The organism is Mesorhizobium erdmanii (genome assembly GCF_013170725.1).
GTDB classification, from domain to species: domain Bacteria; phylum Pseudomonadota; class Alphaproteobacteria; order Rhizobiales; family Rhizobiaceae; genus Mesorhizobium; species Mesorhizobium erdmanii.
The window spans coordinates 4,752,716-4,770,253 of record NZ_CP033361.1 but is presented as its reverse complement, the minus strand read 5'-3'; the positions used below and the strand labels follow the sequence as shown (position 1 = coordinate 4,770,253).

16 protein-coding genes are annotated in these 17,538 nt (G+C 59.6%); 10 read left to right on the top strand and 6 right to left on the bottom strand.

Annotated features, from left to right (window positions below; translation table 11 throughout):
• Window positions 1-337 precede the first annotated feature (337 nt).
• Window positions 338-1,849: a leucyl aminopeptidase gene (locus EB233_RS23320; RefSeq protein WP_064991893.1), complete on the top strand. Its 1,512-nt coding sequence runs from the start codon at window positions 338-340 to the stop codon at window positions 1,847-1,849.
• A 9-nt stretch (window positions 1,850-1,858) separates the two neighbouring features.
• On the top strand, window positions 1,859-2,308 hold the full coding sequence (locus EB233_RS23315) for a DNA polymerase III subunit chi (protein ID WP_064991729.1): 450 nt from the start codon (window positions 1,859-1,861) through the stop codon (window positions 2,306-2,308).
• 36 nt (window positions 2,309-2,344) lie between these two features.
• Here the strand turns inward: EB233_RS23315 and EB233_RS23310 are convergent, their stop codons facing one another.
• Together EB233_RS23310 and EB233_RS23305 are read right to left on the bottom strand one after the other, a co-directional pair.
• Complete coding sequence (locus EB233_RS23310) at window positions 2,345-2,782, bottom strand: DUF995 domain-containing protein (protein ID WP_244277811.1); 438 nt, start codon at window positions 2,780-2,782, stop codon at window positions 2,345-2,347.
• Window positions 2,783-2,925: 143 nt separating this feature from the next.
• The gene (locus tag EB233_RS23305; RefSeq protein ID WP_064991727.1) at window positions 2,926-3,849 is read right to left on the bottom strand and encodes a glycoside hydrolase family 26 protein; all 924 of its coding nucleotides are present in this window, start codon (window positions 3,847-3,849) and stop codon (window positions 2,926-2,928) included.
• A gap of 618 nt (window positions 3,850-4,467) precedes the next feature.
• Between EB233_RS23305 and EB233_RS23300 the strand changes: the two genes are divergently transcribed.
• From EB233_RS23300 to EB233_RS23280, 5 genes are all read left to right on the top strand, one after another.
• Window positions 4,468-6,351: a glycosyltransferase family 2 protein gene (locus tag EB233_RS23300; RefSeq protein WP_064991726.1), complete on the top strand. Its 1,884-nt coding sequence runs from the start codon at window positions 4,468-4,470 to the stop codon at window positions 6,349-6,351.
• Between the two features lie 265 nt (window positions 6,352-6,616).
• Window positions 6,617-9,055, top strand: coding sequence for a sulfatase-like hydrolase/transferase (locus EB233_RS23295; RefSeq protein WP_081294301.1), 2,439 nt, complete (start codon window positions 6,617-6,619; stop codon window positions 9,053-9,055).
• Between the two features lie 322 nt (window positions 9,056-9,377).
• Window positions 9,378-9,788: a hypothetical protein gene (locus EB233_RS23290; RefSeq protein ID WP_244277810.1), complete on the top strand. Its 411-nt coding sequence runs from the start codon at window positions 9,378-9,380 to the stop codon at window positions 9,786-9,788.
• 474 nt (window positions 9,789-10,262) lie between these two features.
• A complete protein-coding gene (locus EB233_RS23285) occupies window positions 10,263-10,763 on the top strand; it encodes a DUF995 domain-containing protein (RefSeq protein ID WP_064991723.1) in 501 nt (166 codons plus the stop codon).
• Between the two features lie 381 nt (window positions 10,764-11,144).
• Window positions 11,145-11,561 (top strand): hypothetical protein, encoded by a 417-nt coding sequence (locus EB233_RS23280; protein WP_064991892.1) that lies wholly within the window; start codon window positions 11,145-11,147, stop codon window positions 11,559-11,561.
• A gap of 1 nt (window position 11,562) precedes the next feature.
• Here the strand turns inward: EB233_RS23280 and galE are convergent, their stop codons facing one another.
• The 3 genes from galE to EB233_RS23265 form a co-directional block, all read right to left on the bottom strand.
• Complete coding sequence (gene galE, locus EB233_RS23275; RefSeq protein ID WP_064991722.1) at window positions 11,563-12,594, bottom strand: UDP-glucose 4-epimerase GalE; 1,032 nt, start codon at window positions 12,592-12,594, stop codon at window positions 11,563-11,565.
• Window positions 12,591-13,631, bottom strand: a complete 1,041-nt coding sequence (locus EB233_RS23270; protein ID WP_032917317.1) for a UDP-glucuronic acid decarboxylase family protein — start codon at window positions 13,629-13,631, stop codon at window positions 12,591-12,593. Before EB233_RS23270 ends, galE begins: the two co-directional genes overlap by 4 nt.
• Window positions 13,632-14,054: 423 nt before the next feature.
• Entirely contained in the window at window positions 14,055-14,471 is a 417-nt protein-coding gene (locus tag EB233_RS23265) for a carboxymuconolactone decarboxylase family protein (protein WP_244277809.1), read from the bottom strand.
• Window positions 14,472-14,579: 108 nt separating this feature from the next.
• On the opposite strand from EB233_RS23265, the gene EB233_RS23260 reads away from it, so the two are divergent.
• Together EB233_RS23260 and EB233_RS23255 are read left to right on the top strand one after the other, a co-directional pair.
• Entirely contained in the window at window positions 14,580-15,185 is a 606-nt protein-coding gene (locus tag EB233_RS23260; RefSeq protein WP_064991721.1) for a hypothetical protein, read from the top strand.
• Between the two features lie 63 nt (window positions 15,186-15,248).
• Window positions 15,249-16,097, top strand: a complete 849-nt coding sequence (locus EB233_RS23255) for a 23S rRNA (adenine(2030)-N(6))-methyltransferase RlmJ (protein WP_064991720.1) — start codon at window positions 15,249-15,251, stop codon at window positions 16,095-16,097.
• Between the two features lie 36 nt (window positions 16,098-16,133).
• Here the strand turns inward: EB233_RS23255 and EB233_RS23250 are convergent, their stop codons facing one another.
• Window positions 16,134-16,901, bottom strand: coding sequence for an AraC family transcriptional regulator (locus EB233_RS23250; RefSeq protein WP_064991891.1), 768 nt, complete (start codon window positions 16,899-16,901; stop codon window positions 16,134-16,136).
• Between the two features lie 205 nt (window positions 16,902-17,106).
• On the opposite strand from EB233_RS23250, the gene EB233_RS23245 reads away from it, so the two are divergent.
• Window positions 17,107-17,529, top strand: a complete 423-nt coding sequence (locus EB233_RS23245) for a VOC family protein (RefSeq protein ID WP_064991719.1) — start codon at window positions 17,107-17,109, stop codon at window positions 17,527-17,529.
• Window positions 17,530-17,538 lie beyond the last annotated feature (9 nt).

Here is a 17,538-nt window from a genome sequence, read left to right as displayed (position 1 = left end):
GCATCATGCCACCACGTCAAGGGTAGCTGTCCGGCGACGCCCGCACAACTGGCTCCGATGGGCTCGATCAGGCAGGCGATCCGGTTCCCGTCCCACGTCGCGTGCCGCAATGGACCGGAGTGTCGGAGGGAATGGATAAGAAAAGGCGAACATCGATGGTTAACAACAGGTTGCGGCATGAAGCGGGGCCGTGCCGCGACGAATCGCCATCGATTCCATGTCTCATATGGGTAGCCATTTTGGCAAAGTCTTGCCAAATGCCGGAAAACGACCAAATGTCGCGGATCGCTTCAAACCGCGTCGCACATCATCGCGCAATCCCCGAAAGCAGGACATGATGAACCCCAGACCGTCGATCGCCTTTGCAAAATTCGCCGCGCCTCAGACGGCGGCGAACAGGAAGGGCGCGGTCTTCGTGCTGTCGGCGGATGACGGTGGCCTGAGCGGTGCCGCCCGGGTCTACGATCCCGGCAATACGCTGGAACGGGCCTTTCCGGTGGCCGAGTTCACCGGCAAGTTTGCCGGCGTCGTCGAGATTCTGGCGCCGGAGGGAACGTCGCTCGACAGGCTGGTCGCGATCGGCGCCGGCAAGACGTCGGGGCTCGACGAGACCGCCTGGCTGAAACTCGGCGGCACCATTGCAGCGTCGCTGCGCAAGGCAACCGACGTCGCCGTGGTGCTCGATCTCGTCGGAGCCGCACCCCAAGGCAAGGACGCCGCCAACCTCGCGGCGGGCATTCTGCTGCGCAGCTATTCCTTCGACAAATACAAGACCAGGAAGGACAAGGATGACGCAAGGGCCGACCCGAAAAAGCCGGTCAAGGTGACCATCCACACCGCCGACCCGGCAGGTGCCAAGAAGGCCTTTGCGGAAGTCGAGGCGGTGGTCGACGGCGTGCTTCTGGCGCGCGACCTGGTCAACGAACCGGCGAACATATTGGGACCCGTTGAGTTTGCCGCCCAGGCCAAGGAACTCGAGGCGCTCGGCGTCAAGGTCGAGATCCTGACCGAAAAGGAGATGAAGAAGCTTGGCATGGGCTCGCTGCTCGGCGTCGCACAGGGCTCGCCCCGCGGCGCGCGGATGGCGGTCATGCAGTGGAACGGCGGCAAACCCAAGGACAGCCCGGTCGCTTTCGTCGGCAAGGGCGTTACCTTCGACACTGGCGGCAATTCCATGAAGCCGGCATCGGGCATGGAGGACATGAAGGGCGACATGGGTGGCGCCGCCGCCGTGACCGGCCTGATGCACGCCCTGGCCGCGCGCAAGGCGAAGGCCAATGTCGTCGGCATCATCGGCTTGGTCGAAAACGCCGTCGATGGTCATGCCCAGCGTCCCGGCGACATCGTCACCTCGATGTCGGGCCAGACCATCGAGGTGCTCAACACCGACGCCGAAGGGCGGCTCGTTCTGGCCGATGCGCTGTGGTATTGCAACGACCGCTTCCAGCCGAAATTCATGGTCAATCTGGCGACGCTGACCGGTGCCATCATGGTCGCGCTCGGGCTGCATTATGCCGGTCTGTTTTCCAACAATGACGAGCTGGCTGAACGGCTGACGGAGGCGGGGCAGGCGACACAGGAGCGGCTATGGCGCATGCCGCTCGGCGCCGAATACGACAAGCTGATCGATTCCAAGAACGCCGACATGAAGAACATTGGCGGCCGCTATGGCGGCGCCATCATCGCGGCACAATTCCTGCAGCGCTTCGTCAAGGACACACCCTGGGCACATCTCGACATTGCCGGTACGGCGATGGGCTCGCCGTCGAGCGAGATCAATCAGTCCTGGGGTTCAGGCTTCGGCGTGCGGCTGCTCGACCGGCTGGTGCGCGATCACTACGAGAGCTGACCTCGATCCATGGCCGACGTGCTGTTCTACCATCTGACTGAATCGACGCTGGAGGATGCACTGCCGGGCCTGCTCGAGCGCAGCGTCGATCGCGGCTGGCGCGCCGTGGTGCAGACCGGCACCGAGGAACGCCGCGACGCGCTCGACCAGCATCTGTGGACCTTCCGCGACGATTCTTTCCTGGCACACGCCACTGATCGTGAGGCCTATCCCGGCGAACAGCCCATCCTCTTGACCACCGGCGACGGCAATCCCAACGAGGCCAGGATAAGGTTCCTGGTCGACGGCGCGACGCCGCCCGACCTTGCCGGCTACGAGCGCGCCGTGTTCCTGTTCGACGGCCACGACACCGCCCAGCTCGAGGCGGCCCGAGCGCATTGGAAGACGATGAAGGATGCGGGCCACGCCGTGACCTACTGGCAGCAGACATCTGACCGCCGCTGGGAACGCAAGGCTTGATTTAGCCCTGTGGCTTCCCGCGACCGGCGATGCCTACTACATCGCTTTGATCCGCTTTTCTTTCCGGGTGACGTGGTCGCCGTATTTCAATTTCATGAACTCGTCCGCCAGGTTGCGATGCGAGCTCCTGAAGACATACCACTTACCATCTGGAATGCGGCGCTGGTAGATGATTCTGCCGGACTGGCGATGTTCGAAGCAGGAAAGCGCATTGGCGTCACCTCCGGCGCCGCCCCATTTTGCGCGGAAGCAAAGCTTGCCGCCTCCGGGAATGAACCAGATGCCGTCGCCATAACCGAGCTTGCCCTTGTCCGAGGTCCAGGCGTTGAATCGACGGCGCTGCACAGCAAAGTAGCCCGCACCGTTTCGGCCCCAGAGCCACGACCGGTTCTTATACATCTGGTAGATGCCTTCATCGGGCACCACCCCGGCCTTCATGCCCAGGTCGGCGACTTGCGCTGCCGTCTTGGCCATTGCCGGAAGCTGGAAGGCAAAGAGAGCTATGGAACAGCCAACTGCCGTTCGAATGAAATTCCCCAAGACTCGTTTCACAACCCTACCCCTACTACTTGGCGCTACGCCCAATTACGCTTGCACTTGCACGCGACGCAGTAAGTTTAGGGCAATATGTGCTGGGTAACCCTCCAATCGGGCAGCCCATAGCCACCCAGCCATGGCCACACTTCCTTCTGGTTGAAGTAGACGACCGAGGTCAGGGCCGGAAACTCCGAATAGGATTTGCGGGAATCGGCGGCCCATTGCGAAACATATTCCTGCTTGCCGACATAGCCGAGTTCGGCCACTTCGATCGGCTTGTTGAAACCCGCGACGCGGTCATAGCCGGGCTTCAGCGTCTCGGCGAACGTACGGTCACGGCCGGTCTCGTCATTGTCCTTCTTCTGCAGGCCGAACACCGACAGGCCGATGACGTCGACGTAGTCGTCGCCGGGGTAGTATTTCTCCAGGCCCGCTTCGCCTTTGGGTGACCACATGTATTTGGCGGCGGGAGCAGCCTTGCGGCAGATATCGACCTCGCGCTTGTAGGCAGCGATCCAGTCCTTGGGTGCCCAGTTGGCCCACGTGAAGCGACCGTTCTTGTCCTCCATTTCCTGCGCCCAGCGAATGGTGACCGGGCTCTTCATGGCCCCCACCAGATTGCAGATTGCCTGCATGTTGGCGTCATACTTGCCGCTCAATATGCCGTCGCGCAGTTCGTTCGGGGTAATGCGCCAGTCCTTCGACCAGGTCCACGGCTCGATGGTGATCAAGAGTGACCGGTTGCGCTGAAGGGCATAGGCATCGGCCAGGGGAAGGCTCGCCAGGTCAACGTCTTCCCAAGGCAGGAACAACTCCTCGATGCTCGCGGTCTTGTCGGTGCTGAAGTCTCCGTAGGGATCGTAGGATCCGAACGCAGAAGCCGCACTGCTCGTCTGGACGGGGTCCGTAACCGCAGTGGAGCCAGCACTTCCCGCAGTCGGGAATGTCATGCTTGCGCCCAATGCCAGCGTGATTGCAAGTGCACTTGCCGCACGGTTTTTCATGTTTGTTCTCCATTCGCCTCAACTTCCCGTGGAAGTCAAAGCGTCGCCACTGCGCATCGACGCGAAGTCGATACGACCACCCAAAACCAATCGGCTCAGTTGGGGGAATCTGTGGGATTTCCGAGCGATTGGTGGCGTGCGATGCACGAAGCCCACCATTTAGTAGTCTCTCAAGGCACCAACACAAAGGAGCTAGAGAGAGAATTCGCCGCGATACTCACAAATTCGCGTCAACAACCCGATATATCATCCCTGGCTAATTTAAGAGCCGGTCGGGACCAAGAGTCAAGTGCAATTAACAGTTGCTTAACCATGGTTTTCGCAACATGGTTAACGCAGCCCTTGGGGCATGACGGTTCTGTGAAAATTTGGGCCTTACCGTCCGCGAATTCTCCGACGACCAATTTTGCCGGCACGCCATTTCAGAGCGGGTACGTGGCCAGCACACAATGGGAATTCGTACCGCGATTCAATGCGTTAAGTTAACCAGTTCTCAAGGAGCATAGTTAACGAACGCTTAATTTAGTTGACTCTAAGAAAGCGCGGACGGATTCTGGGGCGGGGTTGGAGTTCGTCGGTCGTCGTTTCGGCTGACGTTTCGAGTGGCGGCGTACGTGTATGAGTATTTCCTCGGCAGGATCCATCAGCGGTAAAACCAGGTCGAGACGGCGGCCTGGAGTGGCGCTGGCCAAGGCGGTGGAGGAGGCTCCTTTTCTCGTCCCCGTCCTGTCGGCCACCCAGCAGCGTATCTGGACGTTGGGACTGGCTTGCTGGTCAGTCTCTTTTGGATTTTTCTGGTTCTGGTGGCTGCAGCCCGAGCACGTCGAACACATCTTTCCATACATGTTGGCGTCGCTCACGCTCGTATGGCTGACATGCATGCCGCTGTATTTTCTCGTGAACGTGCATGCGATGAAAAAACCCTCCGGGCTACACACGGTCCCGAAACATTCGAGGGTCGCGATGGTGGTGACCAAGGCTCCGTCCGAACCGTTCTCCGTGGTCGCACGAACCCTCGAGGCAATGCTGGCGCAGGATTATGCGCATGATACCTGGCTGGCCGACGAGGACCCATCCGAGGATACCGTCGCCTGGTGCGATGCCCACAACGTCATGATTTCGTCGCGGCGCGGGCGAGCAGATTATCACCGCAAGACCTGGCCGCGCCGAACGCGCTGCAAAGAGGGGAACCTAGCGTTCTTCTACGACCATTATGGCTATGAACGCTACGACTTCGTCGCCCAGATGGATGCCGACCACGTGCCGACACCATCCTATCTCAGGAAAATTCTGGCCGCGTTTGCCGACCCTGCGATTGGCTACGTTTCGGCGCCCAGCATTTGCGACAACAATGCCGCCGAGAGCTGGTCGGCGCGCAGCCGGCTGTTTCCGGAAGGGATGTTCCACGGCCCCCTACAGTCCGGCCACACCGGCGACGGAACGCCGCTCTGCATCGGCTCGCATTATGCGGTGCGGACGGCCGCGCTCAAGCAAGTCGGCGGCCTTGGCCCGGAATTGGCCGAGGACCACTCGACTTCCATGCTGTTCATCTCGGCCGGATGGCGCGGCGTGCATGCCATCGACGCCATCGCCCATGGCGATGGGCCCCAGACCTTTGCCGATCTTGTCACGCAGGAATTCCAGTGGTCGCGAAGCCTGATGACGATCTTGTTGGAATACTCACCCATCTATCTTTCCAAGCTGACGCCGCGGCTCAAGTTCCAGTTTCTGTTTCGGCAGCTTTGGTATCCGCTGTTCGCCTTCTTCTCGCTACTGATGTATGTCATGCCGATCTATGCACTTTTGTCGGGGCGGAGCTTTGCCAATGTGACTTATGCCGATTTTCTTTGTTACTATGCACCGAATTCCATATCCTTGATTCTCCTCGTGGCGCTACTGAAGGCTTTCGGTTTGTCACGTCCGCTCACCGCAAAAACGATCAGTTGGGAAGGAACGTTGTTCTCCTTCTTTGCGCGTTGGCCGTGGGTGCTGGCGGGCACGCTGTCGTCCATACGTGATTATCTGACCAAGTCGTTCGTCGATTTTCGGGTTACCCCAAAAGGCAGCGGCCCGAAAAATCTCCTGCCTGCCCGCGTTATCGTTCCCTACGTGGCGCTTGCGGTCTGTGCCTCACTGCCGGTCCTTCTCGTCGAGCGCGCTTCCGACGCCACCGGCTTCTACTGGTTCGCGGCCTTCAACGCCTTCATCTACGGGTTGCTCGTGGTCGTGATCATCGCCAGGCACCTCTTGGAGAACAGAATTTCGTTGCGGCGCAATGTCGCTAAACTTGCCTTGCAAGCCGTGCTGGCCAGTGTCGCGCTCTCCGTCCCGGGAGCCGCGTTTTATGACCGTGGCCTGGAAGGCATATATGGACTGCAGCAGGGCGCAGGCAGTGTGCGCATCGTCAGCGTGGCCTATCCGGTCTCGGGCGCTGGCCGTGGGGGGATCGGAACACGCACGTTCCATTTTGACCCCGGCTGGGATCCAGCAGTTGTCAGATAGTCGGATCGGAAGAGCCTTGTGAGCCCGCCTTCTCGGACCGATTGCCAGAACAAAGCGCCGCAAGGCACGGGATGAGGTCTTGATCGCCGGGGATTGAAACCAGCCGTTGATAGAAAATCTTCGTCCATTTTGCCGAGGGCGAATCCGGCACCGATCAGATGCCAGCGGGACTTTAGATGGCGGCGCAAGCACTTGCTTGATGCTTCACAGGGTCAGATACTTGTTGTTTCGGTGTTCAAGAGAGTAACGTACGGATATCAGTCAGATGGAATCCAATACACGGTCTAGCTCCATTCGTTACATGCGCTTCTTTCGCGCAAGCTTGCTGATCATTTGCACCGCACTGTTTTCCTGGCTGCTTTTGGGTATCTATCGAAGCTTCATCATCGACCCGCAAACGACGCTACAAGGCTTTTTCGCCGCAATTCCGAGCGGAATTGCCGCAAGCCACTATGACCTGGTTTTTGTCGTATTCCTGACTGCGGCGACCTTGGTCCTGCTTTTCCTGGCGATGGGAAGTGGTTTCGGCACCGGCATCGTTGTCGTCATATTCTATCTTGCGATCTTGGTTTTGCTTGGTTGGGGTTTTGCAAACGTCAATCTCGTCAAGATGCTGAGCGAACCGTTCAGTTTCCAATGGCTGGTTTACGGCGACTTCCTGCAGAACGCCGACGCCCAGAGCGCCATGCGCGATGCGTTCAATCTGAGGGACTTTGCGGCTTCGTCCTTGTCCATAGTGCTTGTCCTCGTCCTGGGGTATGCCGCAGCGAGGCTATGCTTGCGGCTAGGAGCAACCGGCCGCACGATATTTCTGGGCCTGGTAGTCCTGTGCGTTGCCTCGGCACTGTTCGGCACTGAACGCTATCTGCAGGCTGCGGCCCTGCCGGTGGCAAAAATGGAAAACCCGATTGTGCATTTTGTTGAATCCGCCTTGCTCAATCCTTCGCCGGTCGTTTTCACCATGAAAGTCGACGCCAGCGATCCAGACGTCGCCAGTGTTGGAGAACGGCCGGCGGAAACCTCCAATTTCAAAGCGCAATCGCCAAACCCGATCAAGAATGTACTTGTTTTCATGATGGAGTCAGTCCCGTCGAGGCATATCGAGACGTTTGGCGGTAAATACCCCGTAACGCCAAATATAAAGAGATTTTCAACCGATTCGATGCGCTTCGACAACGTATATGCTCATGCACCGTCTACTCAATATTCCATTTTCTCTTTGTTCAGCTCGATGTACAACGATATATCGTACTACGGAATGACGGCGAGTCATCCGGATCTGCCGCTAAGTTCGATTTCGAGTACCCTGTCCGAGAATGGCTTTCGCACCGCATTTTTCTGGAGTGCGGATTCACGTTTTCAGCGCGTGAATGAATTTCTGCTCAAGAGGGGGTTGGACGTCGTCAAGGATTATCGCGGGCAGAAATGCAACGTTCCCACATTCAGGCTCAGCGATGAAAAATGGAAGAACATGGACTACAACAGCGACCTCTGTACGGCGCAGTCAACAATCGACTGGGTGAATGCGAACTCAGAAGATCCGTTCTTTGCCGTGATGTTCACCGCTATGACGCATTACCCTTATCTGATTGATAGTCCTATGTTTTCGACGATGCCTGCTTCGTCCAAAGACAACGTCCAGGTTCACTACTCGGATGACGAGAAATTCAACGCCTACCTCAATGCTCTGAAAATCGGCGACCAGGCGCTGGGACAGATCCTCGATTCACTCAAGCAGTCCGGCAAACTCGATTCCACACTTGTGGTCATACTCGGCGATCACGGCGAGGCATTTGGAGAACATGGTAACTACGTCCATGCCAGTGCGCTATACGAAGAAAACGTCCACATTCCCCTCATCATGATCAATAAGCAGCTTTTTCACGATGATGTAGTCCATTCCGTCGGCGGAATTGTCGATATAGCTCCGACTATCCTTGACATACTAGGCTTGCCGCTCCCTAAGTCATGGCAGGGCCACAGCCTGTTCAGCAAGCAGCGTCCGAATAGGACATTCTTCTTCAGCCCGTGGAGCGGTTATCAATTCGGCTATCGCGAAGATGATCGCAAGGTCATCTTCAACGCGTCCACCGGCAAGGTCGAGGAGTATGACCTCAAGGCGGATCCCACGGAAAAAGTCAATCTCGTCAAGGACGAAGCGGGCGACCATAGCGAACTGCTGCGGCCCATCGCCGGGTGGGTACAATCGCAGAAGCGGCGCGTGGCGGATATGGTCGCGCAGGCGGAGAAAAGCGCGGCACGTTGCCGGATCGCCAGCCTTGAGGTCGACGCCGCCGGCACCAGCTTTGAAGGATCGCCTCGGCTAGACGTCCTGGTCGACGGAGAGCCGGTTGGACAGATGGAAGTCCAGGGGGTGGAAAGCAAAGCGATCACCGCTGATGCCATCGTGGAGGAGTTGAAGGCAGCGTCCGCTCACACCGTACCGTTTCGCTTCAATCTCGGCGCCATGCCGAATCCGCAGAAGATCGAACTGCGCTATGCCAACGATCTCTGGGCCGGGGCCGGCAAGGCGGGCGATCGCAACCTGTTTGTCGGGAGTGTCAGGGTAAATGGCCAGACGGTGCCGAAGAACAGGCTGCGTGTCGACAACAAGGCCGTTGGATTCATCGACGACAGCGGGACCAGCATGTTCAATGATGGTTCGTTGTGGGTCAGCGGCCCGTTTATCGAGGGGTGCATATAGCGCCATGGGTACCTTGAAACGGGTCGCATCGCCAGCGCCGCTTACCGGTATGTGAATTGCAAGATTCGTTGTGATGCTCAAATCGGTCGGCTTATGGACGGCTGTCTTGCCGCTCGGTCATCCACTCCGGTAGCATTTTAGTAAAATCCTATGGAAGCGCGGAATACGGCGTTCACCACGCCGTTTGCGCGAATTTTAATAAGTATCCCCTAATATTCGGACACGATGTGAATGGCGATTGACCGTTCGCACGGCGCGGAAGACACCGAACCAAGAATATCTCCGCGTCCAATCGATGGCATTTATCGACAGGGGATGGATGATGAATCAATTCATGAGGGATTTGGCCGTTAGAGGCAGAAACAATGCCTGGTCTTTAGCCGCCGTTGCACTGATGTCGATGGTTTCCGGTTGCCAGAGCATGGACGCGACCACAACCGGTTCGCTCGCCGCCAAGCCCGCGGCGCATGCGCCCGGTAAGAAGATCCACTACGTCGGCAAGAAGCGGAACCATGTGTTCAGCCGCCAGCGCCTCATGCAGACGACCAGCGTGACACGCACGACCGAGACTGCCCACGCAGCCTTCGTGCGGCCGCAACCGGCCAGGATCGTCACGCCGGCGCCAGTGAAGGTTTCTTTCCAGCTGGGCAATGGTGGCCCGTTCCTTGGTCATTCCCCGTGGATCTGCGGTCCGAGTGGATTTGGCCAGCGCGCGACCTGCCGCGCGCGTTAGCAAGAGTTCCGCGGGGACGGAATCCGGGCGCGAGTGGTGAGGCGGCTTGGGCCGCGCCGGCCAACCCTCGCGCCCGGATTTTCATTGGCGCCGATACCAATCGACATATGCGTTTGAACCGTCTTCGATCGGCCGTCGTTGCTTGAGGTCGAAGTCTCACGTCGGCCTGTTTTACAGACTGTTGACCCCACGGCCTGAAGCGCCTCGCTACGGCGCAAAAGGTTGACATCGGTCTTTGCCCGGCTGTTAATGCTCGTATGCCAAGCTGCTGACCGCGCGGCCACGTGTTGCGTGGATAGGGAGAACGCTCCGTGGTGGCGCGTCCTGGGTCATGATCGTGTCGGCGCTACGCTGGATCGAGATGCGAAAATCGAAATGCGACCGCTGATTGTGCCGACAGCTTCGACCAGATTGCCTTGGCCACGTACAGCTGGAGGGGCGGGGCGCGGCCAGTCTGCCCGGCACATATGGCTTGTGCCTCTGCTGGTCGTTTGTGGCCAGTTGGCGCTTGCCGGAGCGGCTAACGCGACCGACGAAAAGAAGCCCAAGCCCACCGAAGCTGTCATCGCCGTGCCGACGGCTTTTGAGTTGCAGCGTCTCTACACCGATCGGACATGGCTTTGGAAAGATGGAGCCGCCTACTTCGGGCAGACCGGTCGGCCCCTCAGGGCGTGGACGTCGGGGCAGGATTCAGCGTCGGTCGCGGAGGGCAGGTGGCTGGTAACTACAGACGGCAAGATGTGCATGGAGGTCGCCTGGCGGTCCAAGACCTACAAGGGCAGGCAGCAGCGCACCTGCTATGGCCACCGCATCAAGAATGGAGCCATCGAGCAGCGCAAGGAGCCGGGTGGGGAGTGGTACAGCTTCAAACGAGCCCCCGAGGATCCTTCCGACGAATACCGGAAATTCGAAGCGGGCGACACCAAACGCGCGCAGTTCGAAGAGACACGCAAGCTGATTGATGCCAAGAATTAGGTCGTGTTTCGGTTCATATCGAGCCGATCTGCCTCCTACCCGCGTTGACGCTACCTGCGATTGTGCGTTTCGATTTGGCCACATGGCGGGGCAGCAGACCTCAAATCTTTCCCTGTTTTGACAGTGGGCTGCTTTTGCCGCGCGCCTGTTGGGGAACTCGCGAATCGCATATCGTAACTCGTCAACGCCTTTCCGAAGTTCCCGGCGTACTATTGCGTTCGATTTTACAGAACGGCGAGACGTCAGGCATTCGCACGGTATAATTTATAAGCGCATTCTAATATTTCTGTGCGATGCTGGTTTGAGTGGTTGCTCATCAGCGTGAATGTGGCCAAAGAATACCATGTCGCAACGCGCTCTCGGCTCGACAGGAGGGGATACATGATGGTCAATTTCGCAATGCACGCATTGCGTCCTGCCAAATACAATTTATGTATCGTCGCGGCTGTGGCGATGATTTCGGGTTGTCAGGGTCTCGATGCGGCCCGAACCGATGCGGTCTTCATCGAACCTGTCGTTCATCCGCTCCGCAGCAAACCCGCCGTCCAGCCGATCTACGTCACGTATCAGGTTCATACGCTTAGAGCCGACCCTGAGATTCTAATGACGAGCACGGTGCCGTCGACTGGGAGTACATACGCTTTTTCGTCACCGCAGGCGATCAAGGTCCGCACGCTTGGACCTGTGAAGGTCGCTTTCAGCCCTGGCGATGGTGGTCCGCTGCTGGGCAGTGCGCCCTATATCTGCAGCCCGAGTGGATTTGGCCGGCTCGCCAGTTGCCACCCCCGCTATCTCTGACCTATCGAGCGGCGACGGGTGTCGCCGCATCGCTTGACGGCAGTTTCGCCGGTTTCGTCTGCAGCCCGAAGAAGGGGGCCGCGGTCCTGACGATCGTGTCGATGTCGGAAAGCTGCGGCACGAAGCCAAGATGCGCGCGTGCCTTGCCCGGATCGGCATAGAGTTCGGCCGGATCTCCTGGGCGCCGGGGCCTGAAGACGGCAGGAACTGGTCTTGAGGTTATTCTGCTGACCGCCTGTATGATCTCCTTGATGGATACGCCCCGCCCGGTGCCAAGGTTGACCGCCAGGCTTTGTCCGCCGCTCTCGAGATGCTGCAGCGCTTTCAGGTGGGCGCGGGCCAGATCGCTGACGTGGATATAATCGCGCACGCAGGTGCCGTCCGGCGTGTCATAGTCCGTGCCGAAGACCTCGATTTCGTTGATGATGCCTGACGCCGCCATCAGCACCCGGGGAACCAGATGCGTTTCGGGTGAATGCCATTCGCCGAGCTCGCCGTCAGGATCTGCACCGCAGGCGTTGAAATAGCGCAGGATCGCAAACTTCATCCCATAGGCGGACGCATAGTCGCCAATGATCTGTTCTCCCATCAGCTTGGTGCGCCCGTAAGCGCTGATGGGATTTTGCGAAGAGGTCTCACGAATGGGCAACGCCTCTGGCACGCCATAGGTTGCGCAACTGCTGGAGAAGATGATGTTGTCGATGCCGTGCGCGTGTGCCGCGTCCAGTACGGCGATGGTGCCGGTCACATTGGTCGAGTAATAGTCCGCCGGCTTGTCAACGGATTCCCCGACATAGGCCAGTGCCGCGAAGTGGATGACCGATGTCGGCCGGTAGGTCCTGATCGCCGCTCGGAGCGCGTCCGGATCCCTGATATCGCCAACGACAAGCGGACCCCAGGCGACGGATTTCCGGTTACCGCGGTATAGATTGTCGAACGCCACCGGCAGATAGCCGGCGGCGGCGAGCAGCTTGCAGGTGTGACTGCCGATGAAGCCCGCTCCACCTGTCACCAGGATCGCCGGTCGGCTCATGAAGCGGCTGCTCCGGTGAACCTCCGGCTGCCGTAAAGCAGGGTGTCGAAATAGTCGACGGTGTGCTCGAGCCCCTGGGCCAGGTTGATCCTGGGCTCCCAGCCGAGATTGTCCCTCGCAAAGGAAATGTCCGGCTTGCGTTGCCTCGGATCGTCGACCGGCAGTGGCCGATACACGATCTTCGATCTGGAGTTGGTGTAGCTGACGACCAGCGTCGCCAGTTCCATGATCGTGAATTCGCCTGGGTTGCCGAGATTGACCGGATGGGCGGGCGCATGCGGCGCATTCATCAGTCGCATGAAGCCCTCGATAAGGTCGTCGGCGTAACAGAAGGAGCGGGTCTGCTGGCCGCTGCCATAGACGGTCAGGTCCTCACCGCGCAGCGCCTGGACGATGAAGTTCGAAACCACGCGCCCGTCATCGGGTTGCATGCGGCGACCGTAGGTGTTGAAGATGCGGGCGACGCGGATATCGAGGCCATAGGTCCGCGAATAGTCGAAGAACAGGGTTTCTGCCGAACGCTTGCCTTCGTCATAGCAAGACCGCGGACCATGCGTGTTGACGTTGCCGAAGTAACTCTCGGGTTGTGGGTGCACGAACGGGTCGCCGTAGACCTCGGAGGTCGAGGCCTGAAAAATCTTGGCGTTGTTCCGGCGCGCGAGTTCCAGCAGGTTCAGCGCACCGAGAACGCTGGTCTTGAAAGTGTGGATCGGATCCGCCTGGTAGTGCGGCGGAGAGGCAGGGCAGGCCAGATTGTAGATCTCGTCGAAATCGAGGTCCGCAGGCAGCGGATCGATGATGTCATGCTCGATGCAGGTGAATCTGGGATCACGCAGAAGGGCGCTGAGATTGTATCTCTTGCCGGTGTGGAAATTGTCCATGGCGACGACGTCATACCCATCCCGCAAAAGCCGTTCGCACAGATGCGACCCCAGGAAGCCCGCGCCCCCGGCAACCAGGGCGCGACGTCGTTTTTGGTGGGACTCCCTTTGACCGATTCCGGATCCCAGTTTCAGGACCTTGATGACCTTGTTCATGCTTACCCCCTTACGCAACGCGTACGCTACCGCCGAGCCGGGACAAACAGCCCAGCTACGCCTTGAGAACGAGACAAACCCTCCACATCAGCGGATTTGCCAACATTGATGTGCGTTAATTGTTCTTTGGGTTTGGCGAGCCTGCGCCGCACGGTTTACGTGACGTCGCTCACCCGTCTCCACGACCCAAAATCGCGATCACACGCCCAGTGCCACCATCGTCGATTGCTCGCCCAAATTGCACATCCCAACGCCACAAAAATATACCTGTGGAGAACATAGTCAACTAAATTAGTGGTTCCTTAACCATAACAATTTGCAAATGGTTAACCCTCGGATGGGTTACCGCCGGCGATGTCGTACGGTCTTCGCCCAAGAAAGAATAATCGTTTAAGATCAAGAGTTTGGACTGGCTACTTGACGCTATGTTGGGGGTTTTGGCAGCAGCGGCGCGGCCATCGCCACGGCCTCCTGGATCTTCCTCGTCGGTGGCGCCGGCGCGCTTGGCGTCCAGCGTTCCGACCAGATGCAATAATTGCACGGAATCTGCGCCGCCACCGCCAGCGAGATCAGCGACTTGACCTTTGGCGGCAGTGCCGTCTTGTCGTCGAGTTCGATGGCCTTGACCTCGGCCCAGGCTCCGGGCAGACCGGCTTTGGGGTCCTGCTTCACGACGCTCGGCACGCCGCCCATGGTCGACTGTATGTCCTTGAGGGTTGCATCGTAGTCGTCGGCATGGGCAGGTGCCGAGGCCAACGTGAGCGCACCGCCGGCGGCGGCGAGCGGCAAGGTGTGGCGTATGGATGAGGGCGCGGATGAAAGAATGCGATAGGCAGACATGATTCGAGCTCGGGATCGACATGCTGCTGGACGAGATGGAGCGCCTGCGCGACGCTGCCGGTGCGGGCCGGTTGGCCGGTAAGGTATGATTACAAGGTGGCCGTCTGAATGCGCTTTCTGTTTGTCCTGATCCTGCTCGCCGGCATCGGTGTCGGCGCCCTCTATCCCTGGGCAATGACCAATTTCTCCGGCCATGAGATCGGTACCTGGCGCGTTTACGAGCAGGGCCGCTTCAAGCCCTTGACCGTGTCGCTCTCGGGTCGTGACGCGCCGGTGCGGGTCCTTGTCGACCTGACCGCGCGGGCCGAACGCATCGTTTCGCAACAGCGCACCGTGTTGACGCTGACCGCCGCCAGCAACGGCCGCACGGTGCTTGCCTCGACGCTGCAATTCAACCATGCCGACAACCCGCGACAGGTCAGCCCGCAGCTGCCCGACAAGATCTTTCGCGACGAGGCCGGCGTTATCGCCACCGTCAATTCAGGTCCTTATGTCTTCACCGTCGGTCCGGGCGATGCCGAAGACATCCCGATGCGGGCGGTCGATCTCGTCTTGCGCTCCGGCGTCGGCGAAACCGACCGGCGTGCGCGGCCGGTTGGCTTCTCGCTGATGGCGATCGGTTTGATCGGCTTCCTGTTTTCGTTGCGTTCCGGCGGCAGCCGGCCGGAGAATCCGAATTCGCAACCACCGCCGCCGCGCTGGGGCAGGGGTTGACGCATGTCGCCCGAAAGTGTGCAGCGGTTTTTGGGGCAACGACATGTGTAACGGCAACAGATCATGAACTACCGCCACGCCTATCATGCCGGCAATTTCGCCGATGTCGTCAAGCATGTCGTGCTGACGCGCCTGCTCGATTATCTCAAGCAGAAGGACAAGGCGTTTCGCGTCGTCGACACCCATGCCGGCATAGGCCGCTACGATCTTTCGTCGGTCGAGGCGCAGAAGACCGGCGAATGGCAGGGCGGCATCGGCAGGCTGGTCGGCGCCTCGTTCGAGGCGAAGGCGGGCGCCCTGCTGGCGCCCTATCTGGAGGCGGTTCGGTCGCTCAATGCCGAAGGCGGCGTGAAGAAATACCCGGGCTCGCCGCTGCTCGCGCGTCATCTCCTGCGCAAGCAGGACAGGTTGTCGGCGATCGAACTGCACCCGAAGGACGCCGCGAAGCTGAAGGCGGAATTCGCCGGCGATTTCCAGGTGAGGGTGATGGAACTCGACGGCTGGCTGGCGCTCGGAGCGCATCTGCCGCCGAAGGAGAAGCGTGGCCTGGTGCTCATCGATCCTCCCTTCGAAGAGGAGGGCGAGTTCGGTCGTCTCGTCGCCGGGCTCACAAGGGCTTACAAGCGCTGGCCCGGCGGCCTCTATGCGCTGTGGTATCCGATCAAGGACCGCAAGGCGGTCATCGCCTTCAGGAAGGCGCTGAAGCAATCCGGCATCCCGAAAATCCTCGACATCGAATTCGAGATCAGGCCGGCCTCTTCGGAGCCCAGCCTCGATGGCAGCGGCATGATCGTGGTCAACCCGCCCTTCACGCTGGAAGGCGAATTGCGAACCGTGCTGCCGGCCCTGCACAGATTGCTCGCCGTGGAAAAGCCGGCGCACTGGTCGCTGGAATGGCTGGCCGGGGAGTAGGCGGGCATGGCTTCGACTGCGTTGGCCGGGGCGCCGCTATAGTCCAGAGGCAGCCAGCACTGATGGCGTGATGCCGGATAGACGCCTGCTTTCGCGTATCAAATGAGCCTGATCCGCATAGCCAGCCTCGACCGCCAACACCGCGGTCGAGGCATCGACGGACACCTGCCGCAGGCGCCGAAAGCGATGAAAGCGCAATATCCGGTCGAGAGTCTTGGGGCCGTAGCCGAAGCTTTCCTCGAAACGGCGACGCAGTGTCCGCTCGGTCATATGCAATGTGCGCATCAGGAACGGCACCAACGGCTTGTCGACTGGCAGACCCCGGTCGATCAAGTCGAAGGCATCGCCCATGACCGCATCGGGTGCACTGTGTTTTGGCGTATGTGCCCCGATTGCCTCCTCCAACTGTCCCACCATGCCGGCCAGATCGTGGGTGGCGCGGACGCGGCCTGCCAGATTGCGCACCCTCGCACCCCAGAGGTCACTGAGGTCAAGGCGTTCTCCCGCGATCTGATTGGCCGACGCGCCCAGCCAGCCGACGGCCGCCCCTGGCCGGAATCTGAACCCGATAATCGTCGCTCCTGACGGCAACATCTCGATCTGCGGCTCCCGGTCCGGTCCCGCGATCCGAAATCGGCCGTCTATCCACTGCAGGTCGATCGTCGCATCCGGCGTTATCACGACAGGTGGAGCGTCCTGTTCCTGCATGCGGTGGATCCAAACGGACGCGAAGACGGCACCCAGTCGCCTGTCTGCTGGGCGTTCCTGGAAAAAGCCGGTGGTCTGCGCCAGTACCGCTTCCATCCCTTCAGCCGTCATCCGTCTGCCTGGCCCGCAATCTTGCTCCTGGGCTCGCCGTTCGGTCCGCGCTCTTCGCCATTTTGGCCGAAATCTTCAATGCGCGCAGCTCCAATCATGGCAAATCACATGAAGCCTTCCGCTGGCATTTGCGACCACATCCACGCTCACGTCACGACGCAAGTCCTGAGTATAGAAAGGAGAAATCAAAATGAAAGCTCGCATCAGTGTCATCACGCTTGGTGTCGATAGTCTGGCAGCTTCGCTGGAATTCTACCGAAACGGACTTGGGATGCCGACAGAGGGCATCATCGGCCGGGAGTTCGAGCATGGCGCCGTCGCCTTCTTCGATCTGCAGGGTGGCTTGAAGTTCGCGATATTCGAACGCTCCAACATCGCCCTTGACGCCGGCATCGGCCAGACCGGCCGCAGCCCGACCGAGTTCACCATCGGTCACAATGTCACGAGCGAGGCCGAAGTCGATGCCGTGATGGCGCAGGCCATCAGGGCCGGCGCGCGCCTCGTCAAGCCGGCCCAGAAGACGTTCTGGGGTGGCTATGCCGGTTATTTCCAGGATCCGGATGACCATCTCTGGGAAGTCATCTTCAACCCTGCCTTTCTTCCCGAAAACTGAACCCGGACA